Raw genomic sequence first — 19,931 nt, 5'->3', positions numbered from 1 at the left:
TCTTGGCTGCTACCGAAATGACGCTGCAACTGGCCCGGCTGATGGAACATGCCGGCAACCTTGTGGCGGTCTTCGACCCCGAAGATCGCCTGCGATTTGCCAACCGGGCCTTTCGCGCCGCCTGGTTCATCTCGGATGGGGAGGACCTGCTCTGGTCCGAACTCATGCGTCGCAACTACCACGCACGCCAGGGCACGGTCATTGCGGCGGCGGATTTCGAGGTCTGGCTGCGCTCGACGCAGGCGCGCCGCGGCAAGAGCGGCTACCGCGCCTTCGAGACCGACTTGCACGACGGCCGCTGGCTCTGGATGACCGAGACGATGCAGCCGGACGGCTGGATGCTCTGCGTCGCCAGCGACATAAGCTCCATCCGGGCGGACGAGCGATCGCTCCGGCAGGATCGCGACTTCGCGATCAAGGCCTCGCAGACGGACGAGCTGACCGGGCTTCCCAGCCGCCGCTACGTGATGGGCAAGCTCGGCGAATTCGTCGGCTCCTCGGGCGAAGTCGACGAGGATGTCGGTTGCCTTGCGGTCCTCGACATCGACAATTTCAAATATATCAACGACCGCTTCGGCCACGGCGTCGGCGATGCCGTGCTGAAGGACTTCGCCATCACCATTCAGCGCCATGTGCGCAAGACGGACACACTCGGCCGCGTCGGCGGCGAGGAGTTCATGCTCATCCTGCCGAACACGACCATGGCGGATGCGGAAACCATCGTGCAGCGCATGCTGGTAGCCGTGCGCCATTCCCGGCCGGTTTCCGAGCAGGCGAGCTTCCGCTACACCTTTTCCGCCGGCCTCGCCTGGATTGCGCGCAGCGACGATCCGAGCGACGTCTACCGCCGGGCGGACCTTGCGCTCTATGCCGCCAAGATGCGCGGGCGCGATCAGCTCAGCATCGAGATCCAGCCCCACCGCAGCCTCGGCGCGACCGCCGCCGCCTCCTCGGAATAGCGCAGCGGCGCAATCCCCGGCGGCGGGGGCCGACCCCGAACCGCTCAGGCGGCGTCCCTGTGGCGCAGCCTGAGCTTGTCGAACTTCGCGAGCAGGCGGTTGATTTCGTCCATCATGTACCCCTCTTCATAGAGAGTGGCCCGGCCGCGGCCGTCCTGCTTGGCGTAATAGAGCGCCTTGTCCGCCCGGCTCAGATACTCGTCCGCGTCGATATCCGCCGTGGCGATGAAGGTGATGCCGATGCTGGTGCCGATATCGATGGCGTGGCCGTCGATTTCGTAGGGCGCGCCGATCACCTCGACCAGCCGGTGCGCAAGCGTCGCGGCGGCTTCCGGCTGCGCCGCGCCGGTCTGGATGATGGCGAATTCATCGCCGCCGATACGCGCAACCAGATCGCCTTCCCGGATCGTGGCGCGCAGCCGCTCGGCAACGGCGCACAGCAGCGCGTCGCCGACGGGATGGCCCAATGTGTCGTTGACCTGCTTGAATCGGTCGAGGTCCATGCTGAGGATGGCGCTGACCTGCCCCGAGGCAGCCTCCTCGATCGCCTGCTCCAGACGGGCGCGCAGCAGGATGCGGTTGCCGAGGCCGGTCAGGGCGTCGTGATGTGCCATATGCGCGATCTGCGCCTCGCCCTGCTTCCTCGCGTCGATATCCTCGAGAACACCCGCCCACTGGAGCACCTTGCCGCTGTCGTCGCAGACCGGGCCGCCCCTGCCGCGCACCCACAGCCAGCGGCCGCCATCCACGAACACCCGGAACTCGACATCGATCAGCGCCCGTTTCTGCACCTGCCCACCCGCGACATCGCGCACGCGCCGGCGGTCGTCGGCATGCACGCGGTCCAGCCAGCCGCCCCGGAGGGCTTCGCCATCGGGCATGCCGGTCAGCTTCTCCCAGCCTTCGACCCAGATGAGGCCGTCGCCTTCGGTCCAGCGCCACAGCATCAGCGCGCCGGCCTGCGCCACGGTGCGGATAAGCCGGTCCTCCTCCCGCATCGTTCTTTCCGCCGCCTCTACGCTCAGGCGCAGGGTCTCGAATTCCCGGACGGACGAGGACGGGATCGCGGAGAGGCCGACGGGCCGCTGCCCTTCCGCAATCGCCATGCTGTGCGCCGCAAGCGCACGCACGGGGCGCAGGATCAACCGGCCGATCAGGATGGCCGCGACGGTCGCAAGGCCGACCGCGAACAGCGCGCCGAGGGTGAGGCCAAGAAGCGGATCCTGCCAGCGGGCATTGAAAACATCGAGCGGCTCCCCGACGACCAGGGTCCAGCCCGGCGTGCTCTGAAGCTTCTCGAAGGCAAGGATGATGCGCTGCCCTTCGGTCGTTTTCGCCTCGAACCAGCCGCTGTTGACGCCCAGCGCCTCCAGCTTCTCCCAGTCGGGCGCCCGCTTGCCGATAACGCGCTCGGGTTCGTGGGAGCGCGCGACGATCCGTCCGTTGCCATCCGTCACGGCGACGAGAATGCTGCCGAGCGCCTCGTTTCGCTGCTGGAGCGTGCGGATCAATTGGGTGGGGGTAATCGCCAGAACCACCGCGCGCTGCCGGCCGTCGCCCTCGGGCAGCGCGAGGAAAATCCGGTGTTCGGCGGCGGTGCGGCCGGGCACGAGATTCGATATCGCCGGCCTGTCCCGGCCGATCGCCTGCATCGCCACGTCGAGCACCGGCGCGCTATGCGCGCCTTGCGGCATGCCATAGTCCAATTCGACGATCTCGACCTCGCCATCGAGGCCGATACCCTCGAAGCGACTCGATTGCAGGACGATCTCGCCCGTCTGCGTCGTCAGCGGCCAGAGCGCGGCGAAGGTGCTGAGAGCCGTGTATCGCCCCTCGATATCGGCCTCGATGGCGCTGGCGAGTGTCAGGGCGGTATCGCTGAGGCGCGTGGCGGCCGTGCTCTTGTAGGCCGCGCCGGTGCGCCAGGCGGCGAACCCGGAGACAGCGACCACCGGAACGAGGCAGGCGAGCGCCAGCGCCAGCAGATAAATATTCAGCCCTACACGCCTTCCGGCGTCGATCCGCGACGACACGTTGCAAGGCCCCTCCACGATGGACGACTCCGCCTTCTATATCCAAAAATACTTAAAGAAAGCGCGGCGTGCCGGAGGCAATTCCAAGGCACGGCATTCAGGATTTGTTGACCTTTCCGTCGCCACCCGGCCAAGGGACATTGCCCGGAGCGGCGATGGCTGCGCTGTCGCGCATCCGCATGAAAAAGGCCCGGCATATGCCGGGCCTCTCCAGATCCCGTTCGCTTGCGCCGTTACTTGGCGATCGGCGCGTAGGTGCCGTTGCTCCAACGGTTGATGTCGTAGCTGGCGTTCTTCAGGTCGCCCTTCTCGTCGAAGGTGACCGTGCCGACCACGGTATCGATGGGCTTGCCGTCCTTCAGCGCCTTGGCGACTTCGGTCGGGTCGTCCGAGCCGGCGCGCTCGACGCCCTGGGCGAAGGCCTGGATCACGGCATAGGAGAAGAGCGTGAAGCCTTCCGGCTTGAAGCCGCCGGCGGAGATCTTCTCGACCGCTTCCTTCGCCTCGGGCTTGGCCTGCGGGTCGGAGGGGAAGACGAACAGCGTGCCTTCGCCGGCCGGGCCGGCGACCTGCCAGAATTCCGGCGAGGCGATGGAGTCGGGCATGATGAGCTGGAACTTGTAGCCCTGTTCGGTCGCCTGACGCAGGATGAGACCGGCTTCCGGGTGATAGCCGCCGAAATAGACGACATCGACCTTGGCGTCCTTCAGCTTCGTCACGAGCGCGTTGTAGTCCTTCTCACCGGCATTGATGCCTTCGGCGAGCACTTCCTTGAGGCCGCTGGCGTTCATGGTGGTGCGCACGGCGTCGGCCACGCCCTGGCCATAGGCCGTCTTGTCATGCAGGACGGCGACGTTCTTGCCGGCATATTCCTTGGCGATCCACGGGCCGATGAAGGCGCCCTGCGCATCGTCGCGGGTATAGAGGCGCATGATGTTCGTCCAGCCCTTGGCGGCCGCGTCGTCCGTCATGACCGGGTTCGAGGAGGCCGGGCTCATCATCAGCGTGCCGTTCTCGGCATAGACCGCCGAGGCCGGAATGCTCGAACCGGAGCAGGCATGGCCATCGACGAACTTGATGCCGGCGGCGGCGATACGGTTGGCGACCGACACCGCCTGCTTGGGATCGCACTGGTCGTCCTCGAACTGCAGCTTGATCTGGCGGCCCATCACGCCGCCCTTGGCGTTGATGGCGTCGGCAGCAGCCTGCGCGCCCTGCTTGAACTGGTCGCCGATCGTGGCGAGCGGCCCCGTCAGCGGACCGGCGACGGCGAAGGTCAGGTCCTCCGCGCGGGCCGCCGTGCCCATGAGCAGGCCAAGCGCCGTGCCGATGATCAGAATGCGTCTCATATCCTCAACTCCCTTTTGTGCCCGCAACAGCGCGGGTCGCTCCTTCCAGAATGAATTCCTACCCCTGCGCAAGGAGTGGCTGGCATTCGAACCACTCCCACAGATAGCTGGCAAGCCCCCTGTCGACATGAATGCGCAAGGTCCCGGCATCGCCGTGCCGATAGACCACGGCCATCACGCCGCCGAACGGCATGGCGGCGCACGGTCCCGGATGGTCCGGATCGACCGTCACCGCCCGCGCCAGGAGGTCGCGGACACCCGCGCCGCTGGCCTCGAAGACATGCAGGGCCGCGCCGACAGTCGAGACCGCGCAGCCTTCGTCGTGCCATCCGTCGGGCAGTTCGTCGGCGGAAAGCCCGACCGTCAGCAGACGGTCGCGCGCGACGCGCACCGCATAACGATCCCCGAGGGCCAGCCCCAGCGCGCCGATGTCCCGGCCCAGATCGTGGCGGGCGAGGAAGCCCTCCACATCTCCGCTGACGAGGCGCTGTCCGACACGTCCCAGCGCGCGGACCTGCAAGTTGGGGCCGGTAAGGCGGGCCTCGGCCCAATCCGGCTCGGGCTGCCATTTGCGGGCAAGGTCAAACATGAAGGCGACTCCCGCTCTCATCGAAGGCGCAGGAAGGGACGATGCGCGCGCGCCTGGTCTCCCGCAGATGCTGCAACTCGACGATATCGCCCATGCGGGCAAGGCCCCGCTCGATCAACCCCAGCGCAATCGGCTTCTGCAGAACGGGGCTGAAATAACTCGATGTGACGTAGCCGGTGCTGCGCTGCTTGCCAGCCTCCCGCTCCACGCCATGCGCGCCCGTCGGCAGCAGCCCGAGACCGTCGACCGCCTCCAGCCCGACGAACTGGCGGCGATCCGGCCGCGCGGCGTCCTCCGTGACCAGCGAACGGCGACCGAGGAATTCCACCTTCTTGCGCTCCAGCGGCGCGGTAAGGCCGAAATCCATGGGTCGGCTCGTGCCATCGGTATCCTTGCCGACGACGATATAGCCCTTTTCCGCCCGCAGGATCATCAGCGCCTCAAGACCGAGCAGGCTCGCGCCGAAGGCCTTACCGGCCTGCCGCAGCCGCGCCCAGACCGCGGCGGCACGGTCGGCCGGCACGGAAATCTCATAGGACCGATCCCCCGTGAAGCTGACACGGGCGATCCGCACCGCCATGCCGTCGAACAGGCCGGAGACCACGGCCATGTGCGGCAAGGAGGCATCGTCGAGGGGAAGATCGAGGCCGAGCGCCTCCATGAGGTCCCTTGCGCGCGGGCCGGTCACGGTCAGCGTCGCCATTTCGGCGGTCGCGTTATGGATGAAGACCCGCCGCTTGTCGAAACGATCCTGCCGCCATTCCTCCAGCAGGCCATGCACGCCCGCCACATGCGAGGACGAGCAGGAGACGACGAAACGGTTCTCGTCGAGCCGGACCAGCACGCCGTCATCGTAGACGACGCCCCCTTCCGTGAGGATGAAGCCATAGCGGCAGCGGCCGGGCGCCAGCGTCGACATGGTGTTGTAGTAGATGAAATCGAGGAACCGGGCGGCATCCGGCCCGATGACCTCGATCTTGCCGAGCGGCGAACCGTCGAAGAGCGCAACGCCCTCGCGTGCGGCCTTCGCCTCCGCCTGGATGCACTCGTCGGGTTCGCCGGGACCGTAGAAAGCCGGCCGCAGCCAGCCGCCATAGGCGCGGAACACGGCGCCATCGGCGCGATGCTCCCGTTCGAGCGGCAGGCGGCGCAGCGGGTTCATGCGCGTGCCGGACCGCGCGCCGGCGAAGGTGGCGAAGGGAACCGGCGTGAAGGGCGGTCGATAGGTCGTCGTGCCGACGGCGGGGATACGCCGGCCCGTCAGCTCGGCCATCAGGGCGAGGCCGTTGACATTGGAAGTCTTGCCCTGATCCGTCGCCATGCCGAGCGTGGTGTAGCGCTTCAGGTGCTCGACGGAGACGAAATTCTCCCGCACCGCAAGCTCCACATCCTTGGCCGTGACATCGTTCTGCAGGTCGATCCAGACGCGCTCGCGCGCGCCCGGCTTCGGCCAGGCCGCAACGATGCCGAGGTCCTGCGCCGCATCGCCGGCAAGCGCCGCTGGCAGAGCGAACCGCCCGGCCGCCGCGCCCACCACCTCGACGCCCTCGACGGGGCGGCCGGGAACGAAGGCGAGGATATCGTCGCGCCAGTCCAGCTTGCCCTGCGCCTGGCAGAAGAGATGCACGGTCGGCGTGAAGCCGCCCGAGGCGAGGACCGCATCCGCTTCCATCACCGTGCCGTCGGAAAGCCTGACGCCGGTCACCGTGCCACGGCCGAGCGCGGCCGCGACGGTCACGCCCTTCAGCACCCGCAGCCCGGCAGGCACGGGGGCATCGGCGCGATAATCGACGACCGTCACCTCCGCACCGGCCGCCGCAAGCGCCAGCGCGGTCTCGTAGGCGAGGCCATTGTTTGTAGCGACGACGATCCTGCGGCCCGAAACGACGCCGAAGCGACGGAGGTAGACCAATGCGGCTTCCGTGGACATGACACCCGGGAGGTCGTTGTCACCGAAGGGCAACGGCCGCTCGATGGCGCCCGTGGCAAGCACGATCGACGCCGCGCGGACACGCCACAACCGATCCGACGCTCCCTCCGCCACCTTCTGGCTAAGGCCGACGAGGCGGTGATCGTAGATGCCGAAGGCCGTCGTGCCGGTCAGCACCAGCGCGCCGGCCTGCTCCAGTTCCGCCGCCACGTCCCGCGCCCATTCGGCGCCGGGGCGGCCTTCGATGGTCGCTTCGCGGAAAAGCAGGCTGCCGCCGGCCTCACGGCCATCGTCGCAGAGCACGACCCGTTTTCCCGCGCGCGCCGCCGTGCGGGCGGCAAGAAGGCCCGAAGGCCCCGCGCCAACCACCAGCACGTCGCAATGACGGTTTACCTGCTCGGCGAAGGCAGGGGCGTCCACTGCCGCATCCACCGTCCCGAGACCCGCCATCTGCCGGATGCGCGGCTCGAAGAGATGCCAGTCGGGGAACATGAAGGTCTTGTAGTAGAAGGCGGCCGGGATGAAGCGCGAGAACGCATCGAGGAAAGCGTGGCGATCCTTCTGCGCGCTCGGCTCGGCATTCACGCTGCGCACGGTCATGCCATGGGCGGCGAGCGCCAGCGTGGCACGCGTGTTCGGCATGCCGCCGGCGATGTCGACCAGCGCGTTCGGTTCCTCGACGCCCGCGCCCCAGAGACCGCGCGGGCGGTGATACTTGAAGCTGCGGCCGAGCACGCGAACGCCCCCGGCCAGAAGCGCCGAGGCGAGCGTGTCGCCGGCAAAGCCCTCGACCGTGCGGCCGTCGAAGGTGAAGGAAAGCGGCCGCGACCTGTCGAGCGCGGTGCCGCCTTCAGTGCGCCATGCCGTCATCGCCGCCTCCCTGTCCGAGTGCGAAGGCCTCTGCCACGCGATGGTTCACGGTGTCCCGCTCCATGCGGAACACCTCGCCACAGGCCATGTGCATCCAGATCTCGTTTGCCGCCCCGCGCAGGTTGTCGCGCTCGTAGAGATAGGCCGCCCAGGCGCCATCCGTCACGGCGCGAAAACCTTCCGGGCGATGATTGCCGGCATCGCCGCCGAAATGGAATTCGCTCTCGCTTCTCGGTCCGCAGAAGGGGCATGGGAAAAGCTGCATGGACGCCTCCTAGTGCGCGATGCCGGAGCCGGCCGCCTCGTCGATCAACCGGCCGCGGGCGAAACGGTCTAGATCGAAGGGGCGGCTGACATCGTGGTGTTTTCCTGTCGCCAGCAGGTGGGCGAGCAGCGTGCCGCCGGCCGGGATGGCCTTGAAGCCGCCGGTTCCCCAGCCGCAGTTGAGGAAGAGGCCCGGCAGCGGGCTTTCCCCGAGGATGGGCGAGGAATCCGGCGTCACATCGACGATGCCGGCCCATTGCCGCATCAGCCGGAGCTGGCGGAAGCTCGGGAACATTTCAAGCAGGCCGGCGACGACCTCCTCCAGCACCGGCAGGTTGCCGCGCTGGCCATAGGAAGGCACACGGTCGAGCGCGCCGCCGAGCACCAGTTCGCCCTTGTCCGACTGGCTGGCATAGGTGCCGGTGCCGGGGGACAGGACGACGGTGTCCAGCACGGGCTTCACCGGCTCGGAAACGCAGGCCTGCAGGGCATAGGACGTGATGGGCAGGCGGAAGCCGGCCTTCGCCGCGAGATTCGAGGAATGGCCCGCAACGACCATACCCGTCCGCTCGGCGCGGATCTCGCCCCGGCTGGTTTTCACGCCGCGGCATCGCCCGCCCTCGACAATGAATTCCTCCACCTCGCAGGACTGGATGATATCGACGCCCAGCCGGTCGGCCGCGCGGGCATAGCCCCAGGCGACCGCATCGTGCCGCGCCGTGCCGGCCCTGCCCTGCCAGACGCCGCCGAACACCGGATAGCGCGCGCCAGGCGAAACGTTCAGCAACGGCAGCACCCGCCGCACGTCCTCGATGCCGAACAGTTCGGCGTCCGTGCCGTTGATCTGCATGGCGTTGACGGTGCGCGCCGCCATTTCCATCTCGGCCTCCGAATGGGCCAGCGTGACGATGCCGCGCTGCGACAGCATGATGTTGTAGTTGAGGTCGCGGCCGAGCGTCTCGTAGAGACGCAGCGCCATATCGTAGAGCGCCGTGCTTTCCGGGAAGAAGTAGTTCGAGCGCACGACGGTCGTGTTGCGCCCGGTATTGCCGCCGCCGAGCCAACCCTTCTCGATGATCGCGACGTTGCGGATATTGTGCGTGCGGGCAAGGTAATAGGCCGTCGCCAGACCATGTCCGCCGCCGCCGATGATCAGAACATCGTAGCGCGGCTTCGGCTCGGGCGAGCGCCAGGCCTGCTGCCAGCCCTTCTGGCCGGAAAGCCCCTCCTTGAGGAGCGAGAAGGCGGAATAATGCCGCGTCATCGCAGGATGCCCCTCGCCGCGCGGGACGGCGGACGGCGGTGGAACGGCGCGGCCAAGTGCTGCTTCATGCGCTACCCCGGGAATGAAGGAAGATGCCATGCATCCGGTCTGCGGCTATCGTTAGCGCTTCTGGACACTTATGTCCAGAAGATTGCGGCAGGGGCTTCCCGCCGACGGCAGCCGGCGCGTTCCGGGCCATGCCGGCGAAACGGAAAGCGACGTCAGTCGCCGGGCTGAACGCGCCGCATCAGCGCCGCGAAGGCCTCGACCTCGTCGTCCGAGGCCTGTCGCCCGGTGAAACTGAGAAGATAGGCGCGCAGGAGGCGCAGGCGCATTTCGCGGTCGTCGCGCATGCCGAGCGTGTAGTGGCCGATCTGCGTGAAATAGAGAACCCGCGCCCGGATGAAAGCCTCCTCGGCGGCATAGCCATAGCGCGAGAACATATGCGTCAGCGCCTCGACCCGCTGATCGTCCGCCTGATCGACGGCCTGGCGTATCGCCGCGTCCACCTGCCCCCAGGAGCGCACGGCCGCATCGAGGCGTGGATCGAAAAGCGCCGGGTCCACCCAGCATTCGAAGATATGGCACACGGCCCCCGTCACGGTGGATGCCGGGCGAAGGGCGCGCTCGAGGATGGGACTCGTGTTCTTGCAAAGCCAGTGGGCGAGCAGTTCCTTCTGCAGGTCCTGCAAATCCGCGAAGAACCAGTAGAAGCTGGAGCGGGAAACGGCCAGCCTCCTGGCGATGGTCTGGATCTTCACATTGGCGATGCCCTCCTCGACAAGCGCCGCAACGCCCGCCTCGACCCAAGCCTCCCGCGTCATCCGCCCGGCCGCCTGCGCGGCGACGGCGCGCTTCCCTTTTCCCGATCCAGCGCCCACCGCCCCTCCTTCGAACGAACCCGTCGCCATCCCCTGGCCTACCGGCCATCTTGCTGAAAGCAGGGGCAATATCAAGTTTGCCGCCATCTCATGCCGCCCGGCCCTCGAAGCAACCGACGATATTGTCTCCGAGACGGTTTCAATGCCTCGTCCCGATTGCAGGCGGGCGGCTGGTCTCCTATTGCTTCGTCAATGACGCCTCATCGGGAGGACACCGCTTGGCCCTGTCGCACACCCTCATCCGCCGCCTGAAGAACCCCGAACTGTTCGAGGCGATCGCCGATCCCGCCTGGCTCGGCCTTGCCGCCGGCACACCCACCTTCGCGGTCGTCAATCCCGCCACCGGCGAGCATCTGGCCGACATTCCCGACATGGGCGTGGACGGCGCCCGGGCCGCCATCGACAAGGCCGGCGAAGCGCAGGCCGAATGGGCCGGCCTGACGGCGCGCGAGCGCTCCGACACGCTCTGGCGCTGGCACCAGTTGATCGTCCGCCATACGGACGACCTCGCGGCCATCCTGACCGCCGAGATGGGCAAGCCGCTCGCCGAGGCGAAATCCGAGGTCTCGCACGCCGCCGCCTATCTGCAATGGTATGCCGAGGAGGCGAACCGCGTCTACGGCGAGACGATCCCGGCCCCCTCGCGCGACCGGCGCATGATCGTCATCAAGCAGCCGATCGGCGTCGTCGGCGCCATTACGCCCTGGAATTTCCCGGCCTCGATGGTCGCGCGAAAAATCTCGCCGGCACTGGCAGCCGGCTGCACCGTGGTGCTGAAGCCAGCGGAGCAGACGCCGCTGGTGGCGGGCGCGATGGTGGCGCTCGCCGACAAGGCCGGTTTTCCGGCCGGCGTGGTCAACCTCGTCTATGCGGCCGAGGGGGACGGCGTCGGGCGCGAACTCTGCTTCAATCCGCAGGTGCGCAAGATCAGCTTCACCGGCTCGACGGAAGTGGGCCGCCTCCTGATGCGGCAATGCGCCGACCAGGTGAAGAAGCTCAGCCTGGAACTCGGCGGCAACGCCCCCTTCATCGTCTTCGACGACGCCGATGTCGACGCGGCCGTGGACGGCGCGATCCAGGCAAAGTTCCGCAATGCCGGGCAGACCTGCGTTTCGGCGAACCGGCTCTATGTGCAGGCCGGCGTCCACGACGAATTCGCCGAGAAATTCACCGCCCGCGTCGGCACGCTCGCCGTCGGCGACGGCTTTGCGCCGGACACCGCCATCGGCCCGCTGATCGACGGGCGGGCGCTCGCCAAAATCGAGGCCCATGTCGCCGACGCCGTGGAAAAGGGCGGGCGCATCCGCTGCGGCGGCAATCGCATCGCGGGTGCGGGCACCTTCTTCGCGCCGACCGTGCTCACCGGCATCTCCCGCGACATGCGCATCGCGCAGGAGGAGACCTTCGGCCCGCTCGCCCCCATCATCCGCTTCACGGATGCCGATCAGGTGGTGCGCGAGGCCAATGACACGATCTACGGCCTCGCCGCCTATTTCTACGCCTCCAATCTCAGCCGCGTCTGGCGCGTCGCCGAGGCCCTGGAATACGGCATGGTCGGCATCAATACCGGGCGCATGTCCTCCGAGGCCGCCCCCTTCGGCGGCGTCAAGCAGTCCGGCATGGGCCGCGAAGGCTCCCGCCACGGGCTGGAGGACTATCTGGAGATGAAATATCTCTGCATGGGCGGCATCTGATACGCCGCCCGCAACGGCTTACAGCCTTTCGACCGCCACGGCAGTCGCCTCGCCGCCGCCGATGCACAGCGTCGCCATGCCGCGTTTCAGGCCGTGACGCTCGAGCGCGGCCAGCAGCGTGACGAGCACGCGAGCGCCCGATGCGCCGATGGGGTGGCCGAGCGCGCAGGCCCCGCCATGGACGTTGACCTTGTCGTGCGGCAGGTCGAGGTCGCGCATCGCCGCCATCGCGACGACAGCAAAGGCCTCGTTGATCTCGAAGAGGTCGACATCCCCGAGTTTCCAGCCGGCGCGCTCGCCAAGCCTTCGCAGCGCACCGACCGGCGCGGTCGCGAAGAGATGGGGTGCCTGCGCATGACTCGCATGGCCGACGATAGTGGCAAGCGGGGCAAGGCCCTCCCGCTCGGCCCGGGAGCGGCGCATCAGCACCAGCGCGGCCGCGCCGTCGGAAATCGAGGAAGCGTTCGCCGCGGTCACCGTGCCGCCCTCGCGGAAGGCCGGCTTCAGCGTTGCGATCTTCTCCAGCTTCGCCTTGCCGGGCTGCTCGTCCTGACTGACGACAGCCTCCGCACGCCCGGCCTTCACGATGACAGGCACAATCTCGGCATCGAAAGCGCCCGTCTCGATAGCCCGGCGGGCGCGAGTCAGGGAGGCGATGGCGTAGTCGTCCTGCGCCGCGCGGGTAAACTGGTAGGCCTCGGCGCAGTCCTCGGCGAAGGTGCCCATGAGGCGACCCTTGTCATAGGCGTCTTCCAGCCCGTCGAGGAACATGTGGTCGAGGATGCGGCCATGCCCGATACGGTAGCCGCCGCGGGCGCGGTCGAGCAGATAGGGCGCGTTCGTCATGCTCTCCATGCCGCCGGCGACAGCGAACGAGGTGCTGCCGGCGGCGATGAGATCATGCGCTAGCATGACTGCCTTCATGCCCGAGCCGCACATCTTGTTGACGGTGGTCGCGCCGGCAGAAAACGGCAGGCCCGCGCCGAGCGCCGCCTGACGGGCCGGCGCCTGCCCCTGACCGGCCGGCAGCACGCAGCCGAACACGACCTCCTCCACGGCCTCCGCCGCAAGGCCGCTGCGCGCCAGCGCGGCGCGGATCGCGGCCGCCCCGAGTTCCGGCGCGGCGACGCTCCCGAGATCGCCCTGAAATCCGCCCATCGGGGTGCGGGCCGAACCGACGATGACGATCGGATCCTCCAGCGCCATGTCGATATCTCCCGCACAATCGTTTCGGCGCGGCCCTGACGGCCGCCTTCCGGCCGGTTCTACCATATCCGACCGGCCCTGACGATGTGCGGGCTGTTCTCGCAGGTCTCCCGCTGCTATCCAGAGACCGGGCCGGCACATCGAGCGACAGGAGAGAGCCAATGGACATTCTACGCGCAGGAACGCGCCCTTCCGCGAAAGGCCCGGAGGCCTGGTTCACCGGAACCGTCCGCATCGACCCCGTCTGCAACCCCTTCGACGCCGAACGGGTCCAGGGCGCGCAGGTGACCTTCGAGCCGGGGGCGCGGACCGCCTGGCATACGCACCCGCTCGGGCAGACGCTCATCGTCGTCTCGGGCCTCGGCCGCGTGCAGCGCGAAGGCGGACCCGTCGAGGAGATTCGCCCCGGCGACGTCGTCTGGTTTGCACCCGGCGAAAAGCACTGGCACGGCGCATCCCCCACCGTCGCCATGACCCATATCGCGCTTCAGGAGGTCAAGGACGGCAAGGTCGTCGACTGGCTGGAGCACGTCACCGACGCCGACTATGCCGCCGGCTGAATGACGCGAACACCCTGTTGATTGACGGAAACGGCGCTGGACGCGGGCCGCCCGGCCGCGCTTAAACGGTGCGCGGTCGGAGCAACCGTCGCCAGAGCCAGACGACATATCGGAAAACCATGCCAATCCATGAACTTGCAGCACTGGGCGCCGCGACCTGCTGGGCCGTGACGGGGCTGATTTCGGCCGGCCCGGCCAGCCATCTCGGCGCCCCGGCCTTCAACCGGGCGCGCCAGATCTTCGTCACCGGGCTTCTGACGCTCTATGTGCTCGCCACGGGCGTCTGGCGCGAGCTGGAACTGGCCAATGCCGGGCCGCTCCTCCTGTCCGGGCTGATCGGCATCTTCATCGGCGACACGCTGCTGTTCGAAACGCTCAACCGCCTCGGCCCGCGCCGCTCCGGCATCCTCTTCGCCCTCAATGCGCCGATCACCGCGCTGCTCGGCTGGCTGGCGCTCGGTGAAACGCTGCCGCCGCTGGCGGTGGCGGGCATCGCGGTGACGGCCGCGGGCGTGTTCCTCGCCATCCTCTTCGGCAAGCGCCGGGCGCAAATGCATCAATGGGAGGCGATCAAGGGGCCGCTGTGGATCGGCGTGCTCCTCGGCATCGGCGCGGCGACGGGGCAGGCCATCGGCTCCATCGTCGCACGGCCGGTCATGGCGACCGGCATCGATCCCGTGCTCGCCTCGCTGCTGCGCGTCGGCATCGCCGCCTTCTGCCTCAGCATCCTCCTCCAGCTTCCGATCCCCTCCGTGAAGCCGAAGGGACCGCTGACGCTGAAGGTCGCGGCCATGACCGCGCTTACGGGCCTCATCGCCCTCGCCGTCGGCATGACGCTGCTGCTCTTTGCGCTTTCCGGCGGAAAGGTCGGCATCGTCTCCACCCTGTCGGCCACCTCCCCCGCGCTGATCCTGCCCATGCTCTGGCTGAGGACCGGCGAACGCCCCGCCGCCGGGGCCTGGGCGGGCGCGGCCCTCGTCGTCGTCGGCATGGGGCTGCTCTTCATCCGCTAAGGCGCCGCCGCGCTCACGTCTCCCCGGCCGCCATCGTTGCCAGCCAGCGCCAGGCGTCGCGCACGTCCTCGTCCCTCAGCCGCACCGGACTGGATATCGCATACCAGCCGCGCCCGGTTTCCATCGTTACCTCGAACGGCCGGACGAGCATGCCGGCGGCCAGCGCGTCCTGCGCGAGAAACAGGCTGGCAAGCGCAACGCCCTGACCAAGCTCGGCCGCGGTAAGCGCGGTATCGCTGTCGCTGAAATTCGCCCCGCTCCACACGGCGGCCGGAGCAACGCCGGCCTGCGCCAGCCAGTCGGCCCATCCGACAGGCCCCTCCTCATGGATCAGCGGCGCACTCAGAATATCGGCCGGTTCGCGGAGCGTGCCGGCGAGCGCCGGCCCGGCGACGGGCGACAGGCTGTCATGCGCAAGCAGCAGGCTTTCGCAGCCGGCGGGCGGCTCGTGGGCATGGACGATGGCGATATCCACCTCCATCGTCTCGAAATCGACCGCCGCGCCCGAGGTGTCCAGCCACGGCTCGCAGGCCGGCGCGGCCGCCTTCAGCGCCGGCAGGCGCGGCAGGAGCCAGCGCCGCGCGACGCCGCGGGGCGCATAGATGACGACGCTGCCGGGCTTGCGGTACGGCTCCAGCCGCCGATAGCCCTCCTCCAGCATCTCAAGGCAGCGCCGCACCGTGCGATGATAGTCGCGCCCGGCATCCGTCAGGCGCACCTCCCGGCCGATGCGCAGGAACAGCGGCTGGCCGACCTGCCCTTCCAGCAGCCGCATCTGATGACTGATGGCCGATTGCGTCAGGCCGACCTCCTCCGCCGCCCGGCTGAAGCTTTCGAGCCGCGCGGCCGCCTCGAAGCCCTTCAGGAACTGGGTCGGCGGGATATGGCGAAACTTGACCATTCATGAAATCCATTCATCGAAAACAGGAATGCTTCTCGTTTGTATCCGCACTCCATCGCGCCGATAGTGAGTGCCATACATGAATAGGAGTCAACCATGGACACGAAGATGCGGGCGCAGCCGCAGGTGAAGCGACGTCGGCCGGGCGAATTCGAGCCTCACGCCAAGACCTGGATGGCCTGGCCCCACCGCAAGGATCTCTACGGCGCGACCCTGCCGGCCATGCAGCGGGCCTATGCCGATGTGGCCAAGGCCATCGCCCAGTTCGAACCCGTCAGCATGGTGGCCCATCCCGACCACACGAAAAGCGCCCGGGCGCAGCTTGGCGCGGATATCGAGATCGTCGCCCTGCCGATCGACGATTGCTGGATCCGCGATTCCGGGCCGACCTTCATGAAACGGGAGGATGGCGGGCTTTCCGGCGTTTCCTGGCGCTTCAACGCCTGGGGCCGCAAGCACGAGCCTTTCGACGCCGACGATGCGCTGGCGGGCCGCGTGCTCGCCTATGAGGAGGCGGAGATCGTCCGGTCCTTCCTGCATTGCGAGGGCGGCTCGCTCGCCTGTGACGGCGACGGCACCCTCATCGTCACCGAGACGAGCCTGCTCCACCCCAACCGCAATCCGGGCCTTTCCAAGGCCTGGGTGGAGCAGGAGCTTCTGCGCATGCTGAACCTCGAAAAGGTCGTCTGGCTGCCCGGCGATCCGCTCGACCTGGAAACGGACGGCCATATCGACGGCATGTGCTGCTTCGTGCGGCCCGGCGTCGTGATGTTCGAATACAATCCCGATCCCGACGACCTGCACGGCCGCATCCTCGCCGACAATCTGGCGGCCCTGAAGAGCCAGACCGACGCGCGCGGACGCAGCTTCGAGGTCATCCCCATTCCCGAAGCCTATGACGTGGAGGCGACCAGCGAGATTTTCGCACGCTCCTACATCAACTTCGCCCTCGCCAATGGCGGCGTCGTGATGCCGACCTTCGGCCGGCCCTCGGGCGAAGAGGCAAAGGCGGCGGTCGCCCGGGCCTTCCCGGACCGGCGCATCGTCACCGTCGATGTCGGCGCCGTCGTTCCCGCCGGGGGCGCGATCCATTGCATCACGCAGGAACAGCCGCTGTGAATATGCGGCGACTGCCGGACCGAGACCCCATCAGAAACGGAGAAAGACGATGAAACGCTGGCTCGCGCTCGCCGCCGCATGCCTTTTCGCCGCCCCCGCATGGGCGGAGGAGAAGGTGCTCTACCTCTATTCCTGGGAATCCTATTTCAGCCCCCAGTCCGTTGCCGCCTTCGAAAAGGAGACGGGCATCAAGGTCTCCTACGACGTGTTCGATTCCAACGACATCGTCGAGACCAAGCTGTTGACCGGCAATTCGGGCTACGACCTCGTGACCGTCAACCTCTCTCCCCATTTCCTGCGCCAGCTTCCCGTCGGCATCTGGGCGACGCTGGATCGCGCCCGGCTCTCCAACCTCGGCAATCTCGACCCGGCGGCCCTCGCCCGGGGAGCCGTCGTCGATGCCGACAATGCGCATAACGTGCCGTGGATGTGGGGCACGACCGGCGTCGGCTACAATGTGGAGAAGGTGCAGGCGATCATGCCCGATGCGCCTGTCGATTCCCTGCGCATGGTCTTCGACCCGGCCGTGGTCGAGAAATTCGCCTCCTGCGGCGTCGGCATGCTGGACGATGCCGAGCAGGTGCTGGGCCTCGCCCTCATCTATCTCGGGCTGAATCCCGACACGACCGACAGGGACGAGCTGGAAAAGGCTGTGGAAGTGGTCTCCAGGGTCCGTCCCTATGTGCGCAAGTTCCACAGCTCCAGCTATGTCAACGACCTTGCCGACGGCGATCTCTGCCTTGCCATCGGCTTTTCCGGCGACATGCTGATCGCCAGCAGCCGGGCGAAGGAGGCGGGCAAGCCCTTCTCCATCGCCTATCGCCTCGCCAAGGAAGGCAATCTCGTCTGGTCCGACGTGCTCGCCATTCCCGTCGATGCGCCCCATCCCGAGGCCGCCCATGCCTTCATCGATTTCTTCCTGCGGCCGGAGATCGCCGCAGCGGCAGCCACGGAAACGGGCTTCTCGACCGCCAACAAGGCCGCGCTGGCGCTCCTCGATGAAAAGCTCCGAGCCAACCCGGACCTCTACCCCTCCGAGGAAGATCAGAAGCGCCTGCACCTGCCGAAAGCGCTGGACCAGAAGGCCCTGAAACTGTGGTCGCAGGCCTGGGATCGCGCGAAGGGGCTGCGCTAGCCAGGCGGCGGGGCGGAGGGAACCGTTTCCGCCCCGTTGCGTCCGGCCTATACGCCAAAAGGAACATTGCCGGCGAAAAAACCTGGGACTAGAACCAAGCGGCAGCCGGAAACAGAACGCCTGCGGGAGGGCATCCATGAACGTCGTCGAAGCCTCGATCGGTGAATTGCGCGAAGCGCTGCAAGCGGGACAGGCAACCAGCGTCGGCCTCGTGGCCGCCTATCTCAACCGCATCGCGCGCTACGACCGGCACGGCATCGCCCTCAACGCCGTTCCCGTCCTCAACCCCGACATGTTCGCCGAGGCGCGCGCCTCGGACCTGCGCCGCGCGCGCGGCGAAACCCTCGGCCCGCTCGACGGCATCCCCTATACCGCCAAGGACAGCTACAAGGTGAAAGGGCTGAGCGTCGCTTCCGGCTCACCCGCCTTCGCCGACCTCATCGCGACGGAGGATGCCTTCGCCATCTCCCGCCTGCGGGCGGCGGGCGCGGTGCTCATCGGCCTGACGAACATGCCGCCGATGGCCAATGGCGGCATGCAGCGCGGCGTCTACGGCCGCGCGGAATCCCCCTACAACGCCGACTACCTGACGGCCGCCTTCGGCTCCGGCTCCTCGAACGGCTCGGGCACCGCGACCGCCGCGAGCTTCGCGGCCTTCGGGCTGGGCGAGGAGACCTGGTCGAGCGGGCGCGCGCCCGCCGCCAACAACGGGCTTTGCGCCTATACGCCGAGCCGCGGCGTCATCTCTGTGCGCGGCAACTGGCCGCTCGTGCCGACCATGGACGTCGTGGTGCCGCACAGCCGCTCGATGGCGGACATGCTGGAACTGCTCGACGTCATCGTCGCCGACGACCCGGAAAGCCGCGGCGACCTCTGGCGTCGCCAGAGCTGGATTCCCATCCCGAAAGCCTCCGCCATCCGCCCGCCGTCCTATGCCGCCATCGCCGGCACGGCGAGCCTTGCCGGCAAGCGCTTCGGCCTGCCGGCGATGTATATCAACGCCGACCCGGAAGCGGGCACCGGCGGCAAGGTGGGCATCGGTGGCGCGACCGGCCAGCGCATCGACACCCGCCCCTCCATGCTCGCTCTGTGCATGGCCGCCCGCGCCGCCCTCGAAGCGGCGGGAGCCGAGGTCGTGGTGACCGACTTCCCCGTCGTCAGCAATTACGAGGGCGACCGCCCCGGCGCACCGACCGTCGCCACGCGCAGCCTCGTCTCCGCGGCCTATCTCCGGCGCGAGATCGTCGACCTCTCCGCCTGGGCCTGGGACGATTTCCTGGCCGCCAACGGCGATCCGGCGCTCTTGCGGCTTGCCGATGTCGACGGCGGGCGCATCTTCCCCGCGCCGGCAGGCAGCCTGCCCGACCGCTACCATGGCTTCGACGACCATATCGCCGATTACCCCGCCCATATGCGGAACCATCCGGTCGCCACGTTCGAGGACATGCCGGAGCTTGCCGAAGGACTTCGCGGGCTGGAGGAGACCCGGCGCATCGACCTCGAGGCCTGGATGGACGAACGGGGGCTGGACGCGGTGATCTTCCCCGCCGTCGCCGATATCGGCCCGGCGGATGCCGACGTGAACCCCACATCCGCCGACCTTACCTGGCGCAACGGCACCTGGGTCGCCAACGGCAACCTGGCGATCCGCCATCTCGGCATCCCGACGGTGACCGTCCCCATGGGCATGCTGGCCGATGTCGCCATGCCGGCGGGCCTGACCTTCGCCGGCCGGGCGTGGGACGACACGGCGCTGCTGGCCTATGCCTGCGCCTTCGAGCGGACCGGCCGCTACCGCGAAACGCCGCCGCGTACGCCGGAGCTTGCCGCCCTGCCGGCCACCGCATCCGCCCCGTCGGCGACGGCGGACCTGCAACTCACCGTCACCGCCGCGCCCGCCGGCCCCGGACGCCAGCGCCTGACGATCCGGGCGCAAGGCGAGGCTCCCCTGCTCTGGCTGACGGTGGACGGCGAGCCCGTCGCCTTCGAACAGGCCGGCGCACTGGCCACCGCGAGCCTCGACCTGCCGGAAAACACCCACGCCCACAGCGAATGGCGCGCGCCCTACGGCCACATCGTCATCGCCTGCGCACCGGGCGTCGCCGCCTATGCCATCGCCGGGGGAACGGCCTGACGCATACCGGCGGGATCATCGACAGCCATC

At 68.1% G+C, this 19,931-nt stretch carries 15 protein-coding genes and 1 pseudogene; 7 read left to right on the top strand and 9 right to left on the bottom strand.

The features are described from left to right. Positions 1–17: 17 nt before the first annotated feature. Positions 18–959, top strand: a complete 942-nt coding sequence (locus tag K8M09_RS20700; RefSeq protein WP_160787487.1) for a GGDEF domain-containing protein — start codon at positions 18–20, stop codon at positions 957–959. Positions 960–1,003: 44 nt separating this feature from the next. Here the strand turns inward: K8M09_RS20700 and K8M09_RS20695 are convergent, their stop codons facing one another. The 7 genes from K8M09_RS20695 to K8M09_RS20665 all read right to left on the bottom strand — a co-directional run bounded on the left by K8M09_RS20695 (position 1,004) and on the right by K8M09_RS20665 (position 10,139). After that, complete coding sequence (locus K8M09_RS20695) at positions 1,004–2,992, bottom strand: diguanylate cyclase domain-containing protein (RefSeq protein ID WP_160787450.1); 1,989 nt, start codon at positions 2,990–2,992, stop codon at positions 1,004–1,006. Between the two features lie 233 nt (positions 2,993–3,225). Continuing rightward, a complete protein-coding gene (locus K8M09_RS20690; protein WP_160787449.1) occupies positions 3,226–4,341 on the bottom strand; it encodes a branched-chain amino acid ABC transporter substrate-binding protein in 1,116 nt (371 codons plus the stop codon). A gap of 58 nt (positions 4,342–4,399) precedes the next feature. Then, a complete protein-coding gene (locus tag K8M09_RS20685) occupies positions 4,400–4,951 on the bottom strand; it encodes a sarcosine oxidase subunit gamma family protein (RefSeq protein ID WP_229342482.1) in 552 nt (183 codons plus the stop codon). After that, positions 4,923–7,730, bottom strand: a complete 2,808-nt coding sequence (locus K8M09_RS20680) for a sarcosine oxidase subunit alpha family protein (protein WP_160787448.1) — start codon at positions 7,728–7,730, stop codon at positions 4,923–4,925. The genes K8M09_RS20685 and K8M09_RS20680 overlap by 29 nt, the downstream gene beginning before the upstream one ends. Beyond that, complete coding sequence (locus K8M09_RS20675; RefSeq protein ID WP_160787447.1) at positions 7,711–7,995, bottom strand: sarcosine oxidase subunit delta; 285 nt, start codon at positions 7,993–7,995, stop codon at positions 7,711–7,713. Before K8M09_RS20675 ends, K8M09_RS20680 begins: the two co-directional genes overlap by 20 nt. A gap of 9 nt (positions 7,996–8,004) precedes the next feature. Further along, complete coding sequence (locus tag K8M09_RS20670) at positions 8,005–9,258, bottom strand: sarcosine oxidase subunit beta family protein (protein WP_160787446.1); 1,254 nt, start codon at positions 9,256–9,258, stop codon at positions 8,005–8,007. 221 nt (positions 9,259–9,479) lie between these two features. Further along, on the bottom strand, positions 9,480–10,139 hold the full coding sequence (locus K8M09_RS20665; protein ID WP_229342481.1) for a TetR/AcrR family transcriptional regulator: 660 nt from the start codon (positions 10,137–10,139) through the stop codon (positions 9,480–9,482). Between the two features lie 218 nt (positions 10,140–10,357). On the opposite strand from K8M09_RS20665, the gene K8M09_RS20660 reads away from it, so the two are divergent. Continuing rightward, positions 10,358–11,833 carry an NAD-dependent succinate-semialdehyde dehydrogenase gene (locus K8M09_RS20660; RefSeq protein WP_160787444.1) on the top strand — a complete coding sequence of 492 codons (1,476 nt, stop codon included), beginning with the start codon at positions 10,358–10,360 and terminating at the stop codon, positions 11,831–11,833. An 18-nt stretch (positions 11,834–11,851) separates the two neighbouring features. On the opposite strand, the gene K8M09_RS20655 is transcribed toward K8M09_RS20660, so the two are convergent. Further along, positions 11,852–13,039: an acetyl-CoA C-acyltransferase gene (locus tag K8M09_RS20655; protein ID WP_160787443.1), complete on the bottom strand. Its 1,188-nt coding sequence runs from the start codon at positions 13,037–13,039 to the stop codon at positions 11,852–11,854. 161 nt (positions 13,040–13,200) lie between these two features. Here K8M09_RS20655 and K8M09_RS20650 point away from each other — a divergent pair, with 161 nt between their 5' ends. Beyond that, positions 13,201–13,599 carry a (R)-mandelonitrile lyase gene (locus tag K8M09_RS20650; protein ID WP_160787442.1) on the top strand — a complete coding sequence of 133 codons (399 nt, stop codon included), beginning with the start codon at positions 13,201–13,203 and terminating at the stop codon, positions 13,597–13,599. Positions 13,600–13,718: 119 nt separating this feature from the next. Beyond that, on the top strand, positions 13,719–14,612 hold the full coding sequence (locus K8M09_RS20645; protein WP_160787441.1) for a DMT family transporter: 894 nt from the start codon (positions 13,719–13,721) through the stop codon (positions 14,610–14,612). A gap of 13 nt (positions 14,613–14,625) precedes the next feature. Here the strand turns inward: K8M09_RS20645 and K8M09_RS20640 are convergent, their stop codons facing one another. After that, positions 14,626–15,513, bottom strand: a complete 888-nt coding sequence (locus K8M09_RS20640) for a LysR substrate-binding domain-containing protein (protein WP_160787440.1) — start codon at positions 15,511–15,513, stop codon at positions 14,626–14,628. Positions 15,514–15,609: 96 nt separating this feature from the next. On the opposite strand from K8M09_RS20640, the gene K8M09_RS20635 reads away from it, so the two are divergent. The 3 genes and pseudogenes from K8M09_RS20635 to K8M09_RS20625 form a co-directional block, all read left to right on the top strand. Beyond that, the gene (locus K8M09_RS20635) at positions 15,610–16,632 is read left to right on the top strand and encodes an agmatine deiminase family protein (protein ID WP_160787439.1); all 1,023 of its coding nucleotides are present in this window, start codon (positions 15,610–15,612) and stop codon (positions 16,630–16,632) included. 49 nt (positions 16,633–16,681) lie between these two features. Next, the gene (locus K8M09_RS20630) at positions 16,682–17,767 is read left to right on the top strand and encodes an extracellular solute-binding protein (RefSeq protein ID WP_160787438.1); all 1,086 of its coding nucleotides are present in this window, start codon (positions 16,682–16,684) and stop codon (positions 17,765–17,767) included. A gap of 136 nt (positions 17,768–17,903) precedes the next feature. Next, a pseudogene (locus K8M09_RS20625) lies at positions 17,904–19,592 on the top strand (amidase); the annotation flags it as partial. Positions 19,593–19,931 lie beyond the last annotated feature (339 nt).

Source organism: Shinella zoogloeoides (assembly GCF_020883495.1).
Classification (GTDB): Bacteria; Pseudomonadota; Alphaproteobacteria; order Rhizobiales; family Rhizobiaceae; genus Shinella; species Shinella zoogloeoides.
This window is presented reverse-complemented; position numbering and strand designations above follow the sequence as displayed.